The organism is Mycobacterium sp. IS-1264, assembly GCF_001954195.1.
Taxonomy (GTDB): Bacteria; Actinomycetota; Actinomycetes; order Mycobacteriales; family Mycobacteriaceae; genus Mycobacterium.
The window spans coordinates 133275-149602 of record NZ_MBES01000012.1 but is presented as its reverse complement, the minus strand read 5'-3'; the positions used below and the strand labels follow the sequence as shown (position 1 = coordinate 149602).

The following is a 16328-nucleotide window of genomic DNA, read 5'->3' as shown; positions in this document are numbered from 1 at the left end:
AATCAAGACCCTGCTCGACGCGGAAACCGCGCTGGACGTGATCGCGCCGGAAGAGGGGGTCACAGCGCTGGCCCGCGAGTCCTGCTGCCGAACCGACGTCGGAGTGTCCGACGTCAGCGAGGCCAGCACCACCCCGGCCAGGGCCACACCGACCGCCGACAGCGCGCTCCCAGCCAGCAGCATGGACCGGCGTCGCTGCCGTGGCTCGTGGTCCGCGATGTCGTCCAGGGCGCTGTAGGCGAGCGCATCGGCCCCCAACGCCGCGATGCCGCTGACGTCGAGATAGGTCGGGGCGAGCGCGCCGGGATTCAGCTCTCCGGTGCCCGGGTCCAGCGCGTAAGCCAGGGCGGCCGTCGACGACGCGAACAGCGGCGCGTTCGCGGATGCCAATGCCGCGCCGCGGGCCAGCGCCATGTCCGGCTCTTCCGGCGCGATCACGTCCAGCGCGGTTTCCGCGTCGAGCAGGGTCTTGATTCCGACAATGTCGACCCCACAGCCGACGATGAAAACGCCGTTCGCTCGCGGGTCCGTTGTGTCCAGGCCGGCGACCATCGCCGCCAGCTCGGCCGCGACGGCGTGCCGGCGGCCGGGTTCCCCCGTTCCCGGCACGGCCCGTCGGTGCAGCTCGACGATCGAGCCGTCGCCGATCTCGACGACGGCCAGCGTCGCGCTGTCGCGCTCGACGAACAGCAGCGCGATGCGCTCGTAGTCGATCGAAGAACCCACCGTCTGCGCCAAGGCAGCCGCGGCGAGCAGCGGGGAGACCAGCATGACGCCGCCGACGTCGCAGCGCGCGAGCGCATCGCGCAGCCCCGCGACCTCGGCGGGGTCCGTCCAGGTCACCCCTGTCGATGTCAGCCGATAGCCGCCCTCGGCGGCGCCTTCGCGCGTGCCGACGATGGCGCCGATCACCTGGTCGGCCACCCCGGAGGCCGCCGAGTCCGGACCCGCAATCACGTCGAAGGCGTCCTCGTCGACGGTTACGCCGTCGCAGGCCTGGCCCTCGATGAGGATCATGCGGACCGTCGTGGGAGCCATCGACACCCCGAGAACGATCTCCAAATTGAGCCTCCAAGTCCTCCGCTGCCTCTCGACGACGCATCGGCACGACGGCATCTTCAAGAGGGCATTCAAAAGACAGCCCCTGGCCCGAATCGGGGCTTCTTCAACGCTACGCGCGTGCTGCCGGGCGCGCCGCTGGAGTGACTCGGTTCAAAGATCCTTGCTAGTAACCGGGGCTCAGGTACGGGTTCTGGGCGCCACCGCCACCCGAATAGTCCGGGTACTGCTGCGGGTATTGGGGGTATTGCGGGGCCTGCGGGGTCTGCGGCGCCTGATTCGCCGGAACCGGCACCGGGATGGGCACCGGTAGCAGCGGAACGTGGATCCACTGGGTGGTCATCGGCACCGTCGTGGTCGTGGTCGTCGGCTCGGTCGACGTCGGAGGCGCGGTCGTGGTCGTCGTCGTAGGCGGCGGCGTCGTGGTCATGGCCGTGGTGGTCGGCGGCTGCGTCGACGTCGGCGGCGGCGCCGGACGATGCGTGGTGACGACCGGAGGCTGCGTGGTCACGACCACCGGCGGCGGTGGCGGCGACGGTGGCGGGGGTGGCGGCGGCGGCACGGTGGTGGGCACCGGTTGCGCGCTGGGCGGTGGTGGCACCTCGGTGGGCGGCGGGGGAAGCGGCCTCGGCACCAGGGGGCTGACGACCGGCGGCGCCGGAGCGACGCTGGGCGCGGGCGGCGCCTGCCGGTGTTCGATGCCCGTGAGCGAGTAGGCCACGCCGCCGACCGCGGTCATGGCCACCAGGGCGGACAGCCCAATGATCAACTGGGACAGCCGGAATCGCCGCCAGGTTGGTTCTGGAGGCGGTTCGATCACGTTGAGACGCATCGACCAGCCGGACGGGCCGTCCTCGTCGTAGGCGGCCGGTGTATACGGCAACCGCACATCGCCGGGATATTCCGTTTGAGACCAGGCTAATTCGCGATCCGTCATCGCGTCGTGATCGATCACGAGCACGTCGCCGGCCGCGAGTTCGGTGACGTCGCCGCCGGCAGCCGTGGTGAGCAGGCCGATGGATGTGCGCGTGCGGAGGTCCCGTTCTTCACCGCGGGAAGCCAGCATCAAAGCGCCGACGGCAGCGGCGAGCGCCGGCTGCGACGGTGTGACGACCGGTCGGCGGGAATGTACCGAAAGGCGCTCGGTGACAAGCGGAATGCTGGCGCCGCCACCGACGGTGACCACTGCCGCGAGGTCCGTCCAGCTCTTGCCCTGCCGGGCCAGCATGTCGTCGAACGCATAGATGAAACCGCTCAGGCGATCCTGTATCAGGTCGCCCAGCTCGTCGCGCGTGAGCGTCATGCTGCATCGGCGGCCGCCGAGCTCGGCGGCGAATTCGGTCACCGTGTCGGTGGATAGCCGCTCCTTGGCCACGCGGCATTGCTCGCTGAGCAGGCCGAGCTGCCCGACAGCCGCCGTGCTGGCCGGGTCGATACCGCTGCCGTGTCCGAGTTCCTCGAAGACCCGAAGCAGCAGCGCTTGGTCGATCTCGTCGCCGGAGAACTCCGCGTAACGCAGTGTGGGGCTGACCGGCTCGAAATCGCCGGCGATGCTGACCAACGTCGCGGACGTGCCCGAGCCACCGAAATCGAGCAGCCCGACCACGCCGGTCGCCGCGAGACACAGCTCGGCGTTCGCGGCCGTCAACGACGCGATCGTGTCCGAGACCAGCCGGGGCGCCACTCCGCTGCGGACGAAGCCCAGATGCGTTCGTAGCCCGTCGCGCAGCGCCTGCACCGTCGACGGCTTCCAGTACGCCGGAACGGCAATGGAGATCTCCGAGGAGGCCGCGTCCGCGCCGGCGGCGAGCACCATCGCATCCAGGGCCTCGACCATCAGCAGGTCTGGGTCGTGAGCGGACCCGTCGGTGGAGATGAGCGGCACCGAATCACCAACGCGCTCCACGAAGCCGCGCATGAGCACGCCTTGTTCACTCAACGGCAGATTGTCGTCGAGCAGGCCGATTTTCGGCGCGCAGTGCGGATACAGAGTGAGCACGGCGCGGCGTGCAACCGGTGGGCTTCCGTTACTGGCGGCGACCAGGTTTGTGGTCCCGATCGACAACCCGAGCGGGTCGTACATAGATCGAAAACTTTCGTCTATAGGGGTCGGTGGCCAGCGTTAACCATAGTCGTGGACACGCTCAAAGCAGATGGCTTGCAATGCCATTGGTATCCGGTCGATGCGGTTGTGACACCGAAGCGGTACCGAAAACCCCTTGACAAGGGGCAGGACGTCACACCACGGTCAGCGGCAGCGAACGCCTCGGCTCGAACTCGAATGACGATCCGCGGCTGACTTTCGCCACCGATACCTCTGGCAGTTCGGCTGCGGGCGTGTCGGTTTCGATCAGTTCCGCGGTCCAGTCGGTATCGGTGCCGCAAACCTCAACGGCGAGCCGCGGATTCACGGCGGTCGCGATCGCTTGCAGCGGCTGCACGGATTCGGGCGAGCACAGCGATATCCACGCGCCGTCGGCGTGTGCCGGCGAGGCGTGCACGACTAGGCGGTTGGCCTCGGTCTCCGCCACGACATAGCCGGCGGGGTTCAGCAGCGGGTGCAGCTCGAGAACCCGCATCGCCCCGTCGATCCCGTTCGGTAAGCCGAGTGCGCGATGAATCCGCTCCGCGGCCAGCCCGGCCAGGCCGATCAGGCCGCGGGTGCCGATGGAGACGGCTTCGGCGTCATCGGCGGCGCGTGCCCGCACCGCGACCGCGAACGACAGGTACAGCAGGTGCATCTGCAGGCAGATCTCGTCGGCCATCCGGACCAGCGCCGAGTGGGAGAACGCGGCGAAGTCGAAGTCGGAGAGCAGCGGACCGGAGTAGTCCGACTGTCCCTCGTCGGATCGATCGATGGCGTCGAGTTCCCATGTCGCAGCGCGGGTTTGACGGACGATGTCCAGCGCCGGAATGCTCTGTGCCTCGGGATAGGACTCGTCGATGATCACCGTCCACGCGCAATGCGGATGCCGGTCCGCGGGAACCCGCGGCGGCCGGTGGATGGGGCGCATCTGCGCGCGGGGGTTGGTCGCCACCGCGGTGGCGTCGAACGTCGGGTCCTCGATGGTGTGGCACATCCCGAACACGTATTCCTCGCCCATCGGCTCCACGTCGAGCAGGGCGCCGCAGTGGTCGAGTTGAAATTCGCCGTGCCAGCGGTCGTGGACGGTGTAGCGGAAATCCATGAATTGCGGCGGCGCGCCGATGTCGAGCTGCAGGCCCTTGAAGATGGTGGGCACGTCGTCGCCCTCGTAGTTCAGCGCCCGCTGCATGCGCTTGGTGTAGATGGGGCTGGCGCCCGCCCACTCCTCGATGGCGATCTGCACCATCTCCTCGCGGCCGAACGCATTGATGCACCAGGCCATCCCGGAACGGTCAATCATGTGCCCGATCAGCAGCAGCTCGGGAACCAGGACGGTCAGCTGCTCGCGCGACAACTGCGCGTATCGGGATCCGCTCATCGCCCAAAAATAGACTCGACTATGTTATACAGTCAACAATGTCCATTGCCGCAGGCCAGACACCCGGGCGCACGGTCGGTCCCACCCGGCGCACCACCGCGCCGCGCAAGCGCGGCGACGATACCCGCGCCAAGATCATCGACGAGACGGTCCGCTGCATCGTGGAGGAGGGCTTCGCCGCCGCCACCGCCAAGCACGTGGCCGAACGCGCGGGCGTGACGTGGGGGGTCATCCAATACCACTTCGGCGACCGCCACGGGCTGTTGATGGCCGTCGTCGACGACGGAGTGGACAGACTCATCGAGAGCCTGTCGTCGGCGGACGTCAGCGAGCTGCCGCTGCGCGAGCGCATCGAAGTCGTCGTCGACACCGCGTGGAGCTGCTACAGCAGCCCGACCTCGATGGCGGCCTTCGAAATTCTGCGGGTGACGCGCGGCGGCGCGGGCGAATCCTCGCGGCGCCATCTGCTCGAGATGAACTCGGCGATCGGCCAGCTTGGCCGGCTGATCACCGAGGATCCCGCGAATGCCGGTGTGGCCGAGGTGATTTGGGCCGCGCTGCGGGGCGTGGTGCTGGCGCAGATGATCGCCGGGACGCCCATCGATTGGAGCCTGGAACGACGCGCCCTGATCGACATGGTCACCCGTGTGCTGCAATGACGGTCATGACCCCTCAAGACTTCGCGGACATCGAAGCCATCAAGCAAGTCAAATACCGCTACCTGCGCGCGTTGGACACCAAGCACTGGGACGACTTCGCCGACACGCTGGCCGAGGACATCACGGCCGACTACGGCCCGTCGATCGGCAACGAACTGCACTTCACCAACCGCGCCGATCTGGTCGAGTACATGCGTACGTCGCTGCCGGGCAACGTCATCACCGAGCATCGGGTGACCCATCCGGACATCACCGTGGACGGCGACACCGCAACGGGCAGCTGGTATCTGCAGGACCGGGTCATCGTCGCCGACCTCAACTTCATGCTGATCGGCGCCGCGTTCTACCGCGACACCTACCGGCGCACCGACGCCGGTTGGAAGATCAGCGGAACCGGTTACGACAGAACCTACGACGCGACGATGTCGTTGGCGGGCATGGACTTTAAGATCAAGCCCGGTCGCGCGCTGGCCTAACGCCCCGGAATCAGGCCGCGACCGTGAATGTCACGACGCGACACGCCGAGATCCCGTCGTATCTTTCACACTCGGGACCAAGGGCTATTTCGTAATCGCGATCACCGCGCCGGGCTGCAGCCACTTCATGATCGACACCAGCTGCGCGTCGTCGATCGCGACGCAGCCCTCGGTGGGGGCACCGTCGGTGGTGTGGAAGAAGAACGCCGCGCCCCCGCCGGGAACCTTGTTCTTGTTGACGCCCATCACGACCGCGTGCTTGTACTGCGGGATTTCCAGGTTCTCGCTGTCGGCCGTGTTGAACGGGCACTGCGACTTCTGGCAGACCTGCATGGAGTTGAACGTGGGGCTGTGGTCGTCGCCGCTCCACCAGTGGTTCGGCCCGACCTGCGTGTACGGCAGACCGGTGCCGGGATTCGGCGCGGTGCCGAAAGCGGAGTCGAGGGAGTAGACGCCCATCGGGGTGGCCGGAACCCCGCTCTTGGCCTGCGGCGCCATGCCCGCCGAGCCGACGTGGGTGGGAATGCCGCTCCGCAGGTCCTGCCAGCCGGCGCCGGTGCGCTGCCAGATGTCCATCGTCGCGTTCGAACCGCCGGTGCTCACCACCGAAACCACTTGTGTGGCATTGCCAACCGAGTTGGCGAACCAGGGGGTGGCCGCGCCGCTTACCGGCGCAAACAACACGTACGCACACATCACGCACGCCGCGGCGCACAGCAAACCCAGCAGTCGGCGCATGGAGTCAATGGTCAGGTGACGACAACCCCAGGTCAAGTTAAGTTTTGGGCCCGGTTGTGTCACCGTGGCGTGATCAACCGACGCCGAGCATGGCCCCAGCAGCCAAGCCGTCTCAGGCATACCGAGTCATACTGGCGTCATGGCGGTCTTTGTCCGGAGATTGTTCGGCATCGGCAAGCTGCCCGACGACCTGCACGCCCAGGTCGAAGCGGAGGGCCTTCTCTATCTCGCCGACTACGTCGCGGTGACCCGGCGGTTCAGCGGCGTCATACCGGGCGCGCGGTTGCCGCACAGCGTGGCCAGCTACTCGGGCTCGCTGGTGTTCACGTCGGAGCGGGTGCTCGCGACGTTGTCGATGCTGCCGAAGCTGGCCGGTCCGACCGTCGATGTGCGCTGGGACGTTCCCCAGACGGGCGCGGCGAAGGCAGAGATTTCGGCGACCGGACTGGAGGTCAACCTCGACGTCGCCGAGGTCGACCCGAAGTTCAGCGGCGAACTCGAGCTGCACTACAAGGCGACCATCCCGGACGACGTGCTCGACATGCTGCCGCTGCGGTCGCTGGCCTTCGACGTGCCGCCCGAATACGTCATTCGGGCCGTCGGCGTCACTTATAGTCCGTGAGCGTGATCCGGGGCCAGGGCGGCTGGCGGAGCACCGCCAAGCTGCCGATCACCGCCGCCAGCAGGCCGGTCAGCACGCCGATCAGCGCGACCCGGTTGCCATCCACGGCCGCCACCCAGCGCGCCTCACCGCCGCGGATCACGAAGACGCCGACCGGTTTGGAAACCGGGATCACGGTGGCGCCGTCGGCCGTCTGGTACGGCTGGCCGTAGCTACCTGCGACGCTGCCGTCGGTGGGCAACTGCTCGAATGCGGGGAAATTACCGGAAAGCTTCACGCGACACTCCCTTCGTGACGGACCGCTCTGAAGCATTTTCCTCCGCGGCGATTCTTACGATGGCCGTGTGAGTGATCACGCATTCAATCCGCAGGAGCGCCGTGCCGTGTACCGGGTGATCTCCGAGCGACGCGACATGCGCCGGTTCGTGCGGGGCGCCGTGGTACCCGACGACGTGCTGGTGCGTTTGCTGCAGGCGGCGCACGCCGCGCCTAGTGTCGGCCTCATGCAGCCGTGGCGCTTCATCCGGATCACCGATGACCTGCTGCGGAGGCGCATTCACGCACTCGTCGACGAGGAGCGCCCGCGCACCGCCGAGGCCCTGGGAGAGCGGGCCGAGGAATTTCTGGCGCTCAAGGTCGAGGGCATCCTGGACTGCGCCGAGCTTTTCGTGGTGGCGCTGGGTGACGACCGCACTCGGCACGTCTTCGGCCGGCGGACGCTGCCGCAGATGGATCTCGCGTCAGTGTCCTGCGCGATCCAGAACCTGTGGCTGGCGGCCCGGTCGGAAGGTCTCGGCATGGGCTGGGTCTCCCTGTTCGAGCCGCGCCGGTTGGCGGACCTGCTGGGGATGCCCGACGACGCCGAACCGGTGGCCATCCTGTGCCTGGGGCCCGTGCCCGAATTCCCCGACCGCCCGGCGTTGGAACTCGACGGCTGGACCGTCGGGCGGCCGCTGTCGGAGTTCGTCTCCGAAAACCACTGGGGCCAGCCGGCGCGGGACAACGGCGCGGTGACGATGTGACGGAAACGACGGGCGAGAACGTCCTGATCGTGCATTGGCACGACCTCGGACGCCACCTCGGTGCCTACGGCAACCCGGATGTGTCCAGTCCGTGCCTGGACAAACTTGCCGCCGAGGGCATCCTGTTCACCCGTGCCCACGCCACCGCACCGCTGTGCTCCCCGTCTCGGGGATCGCTGTTCACCGGGCGCTACCCACAGAGCAACGGGCTCGTCGGCCTGGCCCACCACGGCTGGGAATACCGCAGCGGAGTCCGCACCCTTCCCCAGATATTGTCCGGATCGGGTTGGTACTCAGCGCTTTTCGGTATGCAGCACGAGACGTCGTATCCCAAACGCCTCGGCTTCGACGAATTCGACGTGTCGAACTCCTACTGCGAATACGTGGTGGACAGGGTCCGGGACTGGCTGCACCAGGGCGCGCCGGTGCTGTCCGAGCAACCGTTCCTGTTGACGGCCGGGTTCTTCGAAACCCACCGACCCTTCCCGCGCGATCGCTATGAGCCGGCCGATCGCGCAGCCGTCGAGCTGCCCGACTACCTGCCGGACACCCCGGAGGTGCGCCAGGATCTCGCGGATTTTTACGGATCCATCGCCACCGCGGACGCCGCGGTGGGCGAGCTCCTGGACACGCTGGCCGAGACCGGACTGGACGCCAACACCTGGGTGGTGTTCCTGACCGATCACGGCGCCGCGTTCCCGCGCGCGAAATCCACGCTGTACGACGCCGGAACGGGCATCGCCATGATGATCCGCCCGCCCACCAACCGGAACATCGCGGCCCGGGTCTACGACGAGCTGTTCAGCGGCGTGGACCTGGTCCCCACCCTGCTGGACCTGTTGGGCCTCGAGATCCCGGCCGAAGTCGACGGCGTTTCGCACGCGCACGCCCTGCTTACACCGGACAACCACGCCGACCCGGTGCGCGACCACGTCTACACGATGAAGACCTATCACGACTCCTTCGACCCGATCCGCGCAATCCGCACAAAGGAATACAGCTACATCGAGAACTACGTGCCGCGGCCGGTGCTGGACCTGCCGTGGGACATCGAGGAAAGCCCGTCCGGCATCGCCGTCGCACCCTTCGTCAAGGCGCCGCGGCCACAGCGCGAACTCTACGATCTGCGCGCGGACCCCACCGAGACGGTCAACCTGCTGACCGGCGGCGGCACCGGGATGGAGGTGATCGCGGCCGATCTGGCTGTGCGCCTACATGATTGGCGCCAGCGAACCGGGGACGTCATTCCGTCGGACTTCGCCGGCACCCGCATAGCGCAGCGCTATACCGAGACCTATCTGCGGATCCACCACAGGGCACCCACCAGCCGCTCGGCGATCGCCGTCGACCGCGGTGTGGAGGAACAGGCAGTGCCGCCCGAGCAATAGTTGCGTTCAGCGTGAAGCTAATTCGCGGCGATTCTGCCGCAATGAGTTGCGCGGTAGGCTAATCCGATGGCCGCGACGTCCTATCTGGTCCTCGCCACACAGCGCAGCGGCAGCACACTGCTGGTGGAATCGCTTCGCGCGACCGGATGCGCCGGGGAACCGCAAGAGTTCTTCCAATACCTGCCGTCCACCGGCATGGCGCCCCAGCCCCGGCAGTGGTTCGCCGACGTCGAGGACGAGTCGATCTTGCGGCTGCTCGATCCCCTGGTTCCCGGCACCCCGGACCCCGCGACGCCGGAGGCGTGGCGCGAGCACATCCGTAGTTCCGGCCGTACGCCCAACGGCATCTGGGGCGGCAAGCTGATGTGGAACCAGACGCCGCTGCTGCTCGAGCGCGCGGCGAAACTGCCGGACCGCTCGGGTGACACCCTGGGCGCGGCGATCCGCGACGTGATCGGCAGCGAGCCCGTGTACGTGCATGTCTATCGACCGGACGTGGTGTCGCAGGCGGTGTCGTTCTGGCGCGCCGTGCAGACCCAGGTGTGGCGCGGCCAGCCGGACGCCGAGCGCGACTCGCGGGCCGACTATCACGCCGGCGCCATTGCGCACATCGTCAGGAACCTCCGCGGCCAGGAAACCAGCTGGCGCGCTTGGTTCGACGAGGAATCCATCGAACCGATCGACATCTCCTACCCGGTGCTGTGGCGCAACCTGACGTCGATCGTCGCCGACATTCTCGTCGCGCTCGGGCAGGATCCGAAGCTGGCTCCCCCGCCGATGCTGGAACGGCAGGCCAACCAGCGCTCCGACGAGTGGGTCGACCGTTATCGGGAAGAGGCGCCGACGTTGGGGCTACCCACCTGAGGGTTGCGAGCCGCCGCGTTACGCGCCGAGCGTGGGTGATATGGACGAAAAGTGATCAAAACGCGTGCATATCCCCCACGTTCGACGCGCCCGGAAGAGGCGCCGACGTTGGGGCTACCCACCTGAGGGTTGCGAGCCGCCGACCTGGGCGACGATGAACACCCGCCGGAACGGGAAGATCGTCGTCCCGTCGGACCGGGCCGGATAGGCATCGTCGAGCAACGGGATGAGTTCCTGGCGAAATTCCTCCCAGCCCTCGTCGTCGAGGCGCTCGCGGACCGGTACCAGCGCGGTGCCGGTGATCCATTCCAGCACCGGGTGTTCACCGGTCAGCTGGTGCAGATACGTGGTCTCCCAGACATCCACCCGGCATCCGGCGTCCATCAGAAGATTGGCGTAGTGCGTCGGTGACTGGACCACCGCACCAACACGAAATGGTATGTCGCGCATGGTTTTTGCGTAGTGCTCACGGCGAGCCACCGCCCGCACCGCGGCATGCGACGGCGTGTCGAAGTTGGCGGGGATCTGGGCGCCGATCCAGGATCCCGGCGCCAGTTCGCCGGTCCAGCGCAGCAGCAGGTCGGCGTGTTCGGGCACCCAGTGCAGCGCCGCGTTGCTGATCACCACGTCGGTGTCGGGCTTGGGCTTCCAGTCCCGCAAGTCACCGGTGGTGGCGTCGATGCCGCGCTCCCGGGCGGCCGCGACCATCTCCGGTGAACTGTCCATCGCCTCGATCACCGCACCGGGCCAACGCTTGGACAGGTACTTGGTCAGGTGGCCGGGACCGCAACCGAGGTCGACGACGCGGCGCGCGCGCTCGGCACCTACCCGCGAAAGCAAGTCGTAGAACGGGCGGCTGCGATGGTCGGCAAATGCCAGGTAGACGTCGGGATCCCACATGGCGGTCCTCCTGATCGATACCGTCGCTAGTCCGCTGATAGACAAAACCGTATTACCGCATGCGCTCCCGGCGCCGCCCGAGTGGGCCCCATTCCACAGAGCCGATTCGAAACCGGCCAAACGCCCCGGCCCGGCGGGCTAGCATCGGCGTTCGTGACGTTCGATCCCACGCCCATCCCCCTTCCCGACGCTCCCGGCGCCGACGTCCCGCCCGGCGCCGAGGGATTGCCGCCACGCTCCGCGTTGTCGTCTCGCGATCGGATGGTCGTCGAGGCATCCGCTGTCGGGGATCTCGCGCTGCGCACCTGGGTCTCGTCGGTATTGGCAGCCACGGTTGCACCGGTGGTTCTCGCCACCTCGGTGCGCCAGGCCGCGTCCACCGAACACGACAACCTGAACTTCTACGCCGAGCTGGCGGCCGAGCACGATCCGGTGGTTTCGTTTCCGGCGCCCACCGAACTGCCGCGGGTGTCGTCGCGGCCGGCCAGTCGGCTCGCGGAGTGGATTGCCCGCGGCACCGTGGACAACATCGCGTTCCCCAGCAGTTTCACGGCGATCAATCCGGCCATGCGCAGGCAATGGAGCGCGTGGGGGTCCAACAACATCGTGCGCGCGCAGCATTGGCGCCACGACGACGGACCGCGCCCGACGCTGTGCGTCATCCACGGTTTCATGGGCTCGTCGTATCTGGCCAACGGGCGATTCTTCTCCCTCCCTTGGTATTACCGGTCCGGCTACGACGTCCTGATGTACACGCTGCCGTTTCACGGCCGGCGGGCCGAAAGGTTCTCGCCGTTCAGCGGATTCGGCTATTTCGCCGGCGGCCTCAGCGGCTTCGCGGAGGCGATGGCCCAGGCCGTGCACGACTTCCGGTCCATCGTGGACTATTTGCGCCACACCGGCGTCGAGCGCATCGCGCTGACCGGAATCTCGCTGGGCGGTTACACCTCGGCGCTCGTGGCCTCCGTCGACGACCGGCTCGAGGCCGTCATTCCCAACTGTCCCGTCGTCACTCCCGCGACGATGTTCGATCAGTGGTTCCCCGCCAACAAACTCGTCGGGCTCGGCCTGCGGCTGTCCCACATCAGCCGCGAGGAGTTAAACGCCGGGCTGTCCTATCACTGCCCCCTGAACTACCGGCCGCTGGTCGACCGCCGGATGATCATCACCGGCCTGGGTGACCGGATGGCCCCGCCGGACCAGGCCGTGATGCTGTGGCACCATTGGGATCACTGTGCGCTGCACTGGTTTCCGGGCAGTCACGTGCTGCACATCAGTCAGCTCGATTATCTGCGGCGGATGACCAGTTTCCTGCACGACTTCATGTTCGACTGACGGCCTCGGTCCGCGGTTCCCGGTGCTTCCCGGCCGCGGCGCTGGGCAAGCGCAGCCGCGTCAGCAGGTCGGCGGGCGCATCCGTGTGGCCGTCGAGGCGTTGCGTGGACAACAAATCCAGCGCCGCCAATGCCGGCTGGTGGTTTCCGCGTTGCGGCGTCAATCCGTCCACCGGTGCACCGCTTTTCGGCGGGGCCTCGGTGAGGAATGCACATGCGGCCGCGATCGTGGTCCGGTTTCCCGGCCCGGAGGCGGCGATCTCCAGCGCCGTGCACGTCTCGCGCGCCGGATAGGACCGGATCGCGTCCAAGGTGTCCGCCAACCCGGCGTCGACGCTGACTTGGTATGCCGCAATGTAATCCGAGCCACCGCGCTGCACACCACGCCACGTCTCCCGGACATTCGGGGTGAGCAGCCGCGGCACGTCGTCGGGCCCGACCGTGCCCGCCTCCCAGCCGAGCTCACGAAGATGATCTGCGAGCCGGCGCACCGCGACCTCGGCCGTCTCCTGCAACGGGATCCGCGCCGAGCGGGCCTGCAGCGCCGTCAGGTTGTCGGCGGCCGATACCGTGAGCCCGATCCACGTCTCCCGGCGTGACACGTCGGATTCGTTGCCGCGGCTGGTGATTCGGATCTTGTCGGCACGAATGCCGTAGCGGTCCAGATACCCGGCGATCACCGGCAGCGGCAGCACATCCGAATCGCCGACCGGGGCTCCAATGCGCAGTAGCGCAGTGGTCTTGGTGGGCGGGCCGGACCGCGGCACGACCCCGCTCCGGCGCCCGATGATCGCCAGGCGGCGGCCCACGAGGGTGGTCAAGTACAGTCCACGCGACCAGCTGAACAGCACGAGCACGGCGAACACGGCGACACCGAGCAGCCAGTAGTCGCGGGTGGAGTGCCAGGGGTAGGCCAGCACCGCGGGCACAACGGCCAACGCCGCCAAGGTGATTCGGCCGCTTCCTGGAGTAGGTAGCGCACTCACGGGGTGGTCTCCTTTCGTCGGACGATCGCGGCGATGCCGGCGACGGCCGCGACGAGCAAAGCCAGCGCGGCGGTGCCGACGAACGCGACGGTCCGTGGTGTGTTGTCTCTCGGCGCGGGTGCCGGCGGTACGGCCACCGGCTTCGCCGCCGCCGCGCCGGGCCCGTTGCCGGCGGGCAGCTCCCAGGTCAGGGCCGCCACCGCGTCGACGCTGCCGGCGCCCACGACGTTCGACGGCGCGCGCGCACCGTTGTGCGCGGTCGCGGTGATGCGGTGGATTGCCTGGGAGGCCGTCAGATCCGGGTACTTGCTACGAACCAGCGCCGCGACGCCCGCCACATAAGCGGTCGCATAGCTGGTGCCGCTCAGCGCGATCTGCTGCTGGTGGTCGTCGGGCAGGCCGTTGGCGAGGCCGCCACCGTCCCGGTTGCTCACCGACGCGATGTTTTCGCCCGGCGCCGCGATACCCACCCACGGTCCGGCCATGGTGAATTTCGACGCCTGGCCATCCGGTGTCAGCGACGCCGCTGACAGCACATACGGCTGCCACCACGACGGGATGGAAACCGACGCGACGCCGGCCCAGTTCCGCGGATCACCGGGACGGCCCAGGTCGGTAAGCGGGTTCGATTCGCAGGACGTTCCGCCGCCCACCGATCCGGTCGCCCCGGTGTTGCCCGCGGCGGCCACGATCACCGCGTCCTTGTCCACGGCGGCGTAGCGGATCGCCGCGCCCAGCGCGGCCTGGTCGACGGGCCGGTCGGCGGGCAGGCAGGTCACGGTCGAGATGTTGATCACCTTCGCGCCGAGGTCGGCCGCATGCACGATCGCGCGCGCCAGCGTCGCGACGTCGAAGGCGGCGCGCGCCAGCATCGGATCCCCGCCCGCCGTCCTCGGTGAGAACTTGGCCGACATCGCCCGCAGCGACAGCACCCGCGCTGCGGGGGCGACCCCCGAAAAGCCGTCTTCGGCGACGGGCTGGCCGGCGATCAGGCCGGCGACCAGGGTGCCGTGCCCGTCGCAATCGGTCAGGCCGTCGGTCGTCTCCACATAGTCACCGCCGGGGTCGACATTGGGCAGCCGCGGGCCGCGGCGCACCCCGGTGTCGATGACCGCGACCAGCTGCCCTTCGCCGCGGGAAAACTGCCAGGCCGCAGGCAGATTCAGCATTGCCTGGCTGCGCGTCACCACGCCGGGATCGGTGCCGGGGATGACACCGGAGGTGCTGCACGGGCCGCGCTGCTCCATCGGCTCCCCGGGTCCCGGCGTGCCGCCGGGCGGCGCCACGCCGGGGTCGACCGCCGGCGGACTCACCGCGAACGCGGGCGGAGCGGCCCACACCGCAGCGGCCAGAGCCGCTGTGGCGCAGGCTAATCCGGATCGGATCATCGATTGAGCACCCAGCCGAACACACCCACCAGGTACGCCATGACCGGGATCAGCGAACCGTCGAGACCGGCCGCGAGGAAGCCCAGCAGCCGGCGCGCCGGCAGCGAATAGCTTTCCGGCGACGCGATGCCCGGGTTCAGCGCGACGACCACCCACACGAGCATGAGCGCGGTGAGCACGAGCACCGCGCCCAGCGCGGCGCCGTAGCGTCCCGTCGCGGCGTAGAACACGACGAGGACGCCGGCCGCCAGATACGGCTGGGCGAGCAGCCAGGCCTTGCACGCGGCCGAATCCCACACTCGGGCACGCAGGACCGATGCGGCCGCCGTCGCGGCCACCACGTACCAGCCCACGCCGCTCAATGCCTCCGGGCGCAGGGCGATCGCCACCGATCCCAGGACGCTGAGCAGCACCGCGGCGGCTATGAAACCGCTCTGATGGGCGTCGCCTATGCGGACGCGGCGCGGGAAGTCCTCGAGCACCCGCAGGGACGGGGCCGACGGGGTTGGGTCGCCCGGCGCCGGGATGACCGGCAGCGGGAAGCGAGCCCACACCGCGGACAGCTGAGCCGCCTTGATGGTGACCAGCAGTGCCGCGACGATCAGGCCGCAGCCGATGGTCAATATCGGTAGGCGCCAAATCAATTCGGCACCGGACGCCAGCAGCACCCCGGTCCCGACCACCGCGGTGGCGGTGAAGAAACCGACGATCCGCTCGCGCTCGGCGCTCGAAACCACGAGGGCGATCAGCGACCACGCCGTGACGCCGGCCGCGACCAGCATCAGTTGTGCCGCTCCGAATTTCCCGGGCACCGCTAACGCCAGCGCCGCGCCGATAGGCGCCAGCGCCGTGATCGACAGCGCCGTCCCCGTCCCCCGAGGCCTGACCAGCAACCCGGCCAGCGCGGTGAGGGCCGCGATCACACTGACCGCGATCAGCCCGCCCAGCGCGCCGGTCGCAAGCCGGTAAGCGACTCCCAGGCCGGTCGCCAGCAAGGCCACGGTGATCACCGCGGCCAGCGCGCCACGCTGGATGTGCGCTGTGCCCCAAGGCTTTAGCCGCGAGGCCGAGAAGATCATGGCGGCGTCGGCGATGTCCTCGACGATCCCCGGCGCGGCCGGCCCGACGGGCACCGGCTGCAACGCCAGCAGATCTCCGTCGACGACCCCGACGGTGTCGAGGCTGGCGTCCAGGCTGAACGGCGCCCCACCCACCGGGGCGAGGCTCAGCTGGGAACCGGCCTGGATGTCGCCGGCCTCCTCGGACTCGTCGTCGGTCGCCGCGGGAACCACCAAACGCTGTACCGCTGGCAGGATTTCGCGCAGCGGCAACTCCGCGGGCAGGGCCATCTCCGTCAACCTACTGTCCGCGAGGATGGCCACGCGGACGATGGGCATGACGGTGCCGGACGTCACTGGACCCTCGAAT

Annotated in this window: 16 protein-coding genes; 7 read left to right on the top strand and 9 right to left on the bottom strand. The window is 68.4% G+C overall.

The genetic code is table 11. The annotated features are described in order from the left end of the window. The 3 genes from A5744_RS03430 to A5744_RS03420 all read right to left on the bottom strand — a co-directional run. A partial coding sequence (locus tag A5744_RS03430) for a hypothetical protein (protein WP_240562948.1) occupies positions 1-1062 on the bottom strand: 1062 nt, incomplete at its 3' end. 163 nt (positions 1063-1225) lie between these two features. Continuing rightward, complete coding sequence (locus A5744_RS03425) at positions 1226-3142, bottom strand: Hsp70 family protein (RefSeq protein WP_076058360.1); 1917 nt, start codon at positions 3140-3142, stop codon at positions 1226-1228. 154 nt (positions 3143-3296) lie between these two features. Continuing rightward, positions 3297-4523 (bottom strand): hypothetical protein, encoded by a 1227-nt coding sequence (locus A5744_RS03420; protein WP_076058359.1) that lies wholly within the window; start codon positions 4521-4523, stop codon positions 3297-3299. A 38-nt stretch (positions 4524-4561) separates the two neighbouring features. On the opposite strand from A5744_RS03420, the gene A5744_RS03415 reads away from it, so the two are divergent. Beyond that, complete coding sequence (locus A5744_RS03415; RefSeq protein WP_076058357.1) at positions 4562-5182, top strand: TetR/AcrR family transcriptional regulator; 621 nt, start codon at positions 4562-4564, stop codon at positions 5180-5182. Further along, a complete protein-coding gene (locus tag A5744_RS03410) occupies positions 5179-5658 on the top strand; it encodes a nuclear transport factor 2 family protein (RefSeq protein ID WP_170874412.1) in 480 nt (159 codons plus the stop codon). The genes A5744_RS03415 and A5744_RS03410 overlap by 4 nt, the downstream gene beginning before the upstream one ends. A gap of 84 nt (positions 5659-5742) precedes the next feature. Here the strand turns inward: A5744_RS03410 and A5744_RS03405 are convergent, their stop codons facing one another. Next, the gene (locus A5744_RS03405) at positions 5743-6396 is read right to left on the bottom strand and encodes a L,D-transpeptidase (RefSeq protein WP_076058355.1); all 654 of its coding nucleotides are present in this window, start codon (positions 6394-6396) and stop codon (positions 5743-5745) included. A gap of 139 nt (positions 6397-6535) precedes the next feature. On the opposite strand from A5744_RS03405, the gene A5744_RS03400 reads away from it, so the two are divergent. After that, positions 6536-7018 (top strand): hypothetical protein, encoded by a 483-nt coding sequence (locus A5744_RS03400; protein WP_076058354.1) that lies wholly within the window; start codon positions 6536-6538, stop codon positions 7016-7018. On the opposite strand, the gene A5744_RS03395 is transcribed toward A5744_RS03400, so the two are convergent. Continuing rightward, the gene (locus tag A5744_RS03395; RefSeq protein WP_076058383.1) at positions 7002-7259 is read right to left on the bottom strand and encodes a hypothetical protein; all 258 of its coding nucleotides are present in this window, start codon (positions 7257-7259) and stop codon (positions 7002-7004) included. The two genes, A5744_RS03400 and A5744_RS03395, sit on opposite strands and share 17 nt — an antisense overlap. Before the next feature lie 103 nt (positions 7260-7362). Between A5744_RS03395 and bluB the strand changes: the two genes are divergently transcribed. The 3 genes from bluB (at position 7363) to A5744_RS03380 (ending at position 10292) form a co-directional block, all read left to right on the top strand. Further along, on the top strand, positions 7363-8040 hold the full coding sequence (bluB, locus tag A5744_RS03390) for a 5,6-dimethylbenzimidazole synthase (protein ID WP_076058352.1): 678 nt from the start codon (positions 7363-7365) through the stop codon (positions 8038-8040). Continuing rightward, a complete protein-coding gene (locus A5744_RS03385) occupies positions 8037-9428 on the top strand; it encodes a sulfatase (RefSeq protein WP_076058350.1) in 1392 nt (463 codons plus the stop codon). Before bluB ends, A5744_RS03385 begins: the two co-directional genes overlap by 4 nt. A 66-nt stretch (positions 9429-9494) precedes the next feature. Further along, positions 9495-10292: a Stf0 family sulfotransferase gene (locus A5744_RS03380; protein WP_076058349.1), complete on the top strand. Its 798-nt coding sequence runs from the start codon at positions 9495-9497 to the stop codon at positions 10290-10292. Between the two features lie 114 nt (positions 10293-10406). Here the strand turns inward: A5744_RS03380 and A5744_RS03375 are convergent, their stop codons facing one another. Continuing rightward, the gene (locus A5744_RS03375; protein ID WP_076058347.1) at positions 10407-11192 is read right to left on the bottom strand and encodes a trans-aconitate 2-methyltransferase; all 786 of its coding nucleotides are present in this window, start codon (positions 11190-11192) and stop codon (positions 10407-10409) included. 153 nt (positions 11193-11345) lie between these two features. On the opposite strand from A5744_RS03375, the gene A5744_RS03370 reads away from it, so the two are divergent. Further along, positions 11346-12527, top strand: a complete 1182-nt coding sequence (locus A5744_RS03370) for an alpha/beta fold hydrolase (RefSeq protein ID WP_076058345.1) — start codon at positions 11346-11348, stop codon at positions 12525-12527. Here the strand turns inward: A5744_RS03370 and eccE are convergent. The 3 genes from eccE to eccD are packed head-to-tail and all read right to left on the bottom strand — an operon-like array spanning position 12514 to position 16297. Beyond that, entirely contained in the window at positions 12514-13512 is a 999-nt protein-coding gene (gene eccE / locus A5744_RS03365) for a type VII secretion protein EccE (protein WP_076058344.1), read from the bottom strand. The two genes, A5744_RS03370 and eccE, sit on opposite strands and share 14 nt — an antisense overlap. Next, a complete protein-coding gene (gene mycP / locus A5744_RS03360; RefSeq protein WP_076058342.1) occupies positions 13509-14900 on the bottom strand; it encodes a type VII secretion-associated serine protease mycosin in 1392 nt (463 codons plus the stop codon). The genes eccE and mycP overlap by 4 nt, the downstream gene beginning before the upstream one ends. Continuing rightward, positions 14897-16297, bottom strand: coding sequence for a type VII secretion integral membrane protein EccD (gene eccD, locus A5744_RS03355; RefSeq protein WP_139331219.1), 1401 nt, complete (start codon positions 16295-16297; stop codon positions 14897-14899). Before eccD ends, mycP begins: the two co-directional genes overlap by 4 nt. Positions 16298-16328: the final 31 nt, after the last annotated feature.

What these genes read in the sequence shown, in the direction of transcription:
- eccD (WP_139331219.1), bottom strand. Translation starts at nt 16,297, where the DNA reads ATGCCCATCGTCCGCGTGGCCATCCTCGCGGACAGTAGGTTGACGGAG.
- A5744_RS03420 (WP_076058359.1), bottom strand. Translation starts at nt 4,523, where the DNA reads ATGAGCGGATCCCGATACGCGCAGTTGTCGCGCGAGCAGCTGACCGTC.
- A5744_RS03375 (WP_076058347.1), bottom strand. Translation starts at nt 11,192, where the DNA reads ATGTGGGATCCCGACGTCTACCTGGCATTTGCCGACCATCGCAGCCGC.
- A5744_RS03380 (WP_076058349.1), top strand. Translation starts at nt 9,495, where the DNA reads ATGGCCGCGACGTCCTATCTGGTCCTCGCCACACAGCGCAGCGGCAGC.
- A5744_RS03425 (WP_076058360.1), bottom strand. Translation starts at nt 3,142, where the DNA reads ATGTACGACCCGCTCGGGTTGTCGATCGGGACCACAAACCTGGTCGCC.
- A5744_RS03400 (WP_076058354.1), top strand. Translation starts at nt 6,536, where the DNA reads ATGGCGGTCTTTGTCCGGAGATTGTTCGGCATCGGCAAGCTGCCCGAC.
- A5744_RS03410 (WP_170874412.1), top strand. Translation starts at nt 5,179, where the DNA reads ATGACGGTCATGACCCCTCAAGACTTCGCGGACATCGAAGCCATCAAG.
- A5744_RS03415 (WP_076058357.1), top strand. Translation starts at nt 4,562, where the DNA reads ATGTCCATTGCCGCAGGCCAGACACCCGGGCGCACGGTCGGTCCCACC.
- mycP (WP_076058342.1), bottom strand. Translation starts at nt 14,900, where the DNA reads ATGATCCGATCCGGATTAGCCTGCGCCACAGCGGCTCTGGCCGCTGCG.
- A5744_RS03405 (WP_076058355.1), bottom strand. Translation starts at nt 6,396, where the DNA reads ATGCGCCGACTGCTGGGTTTGCTGTGCGCCGCGGCGTGCGTGATGTGT.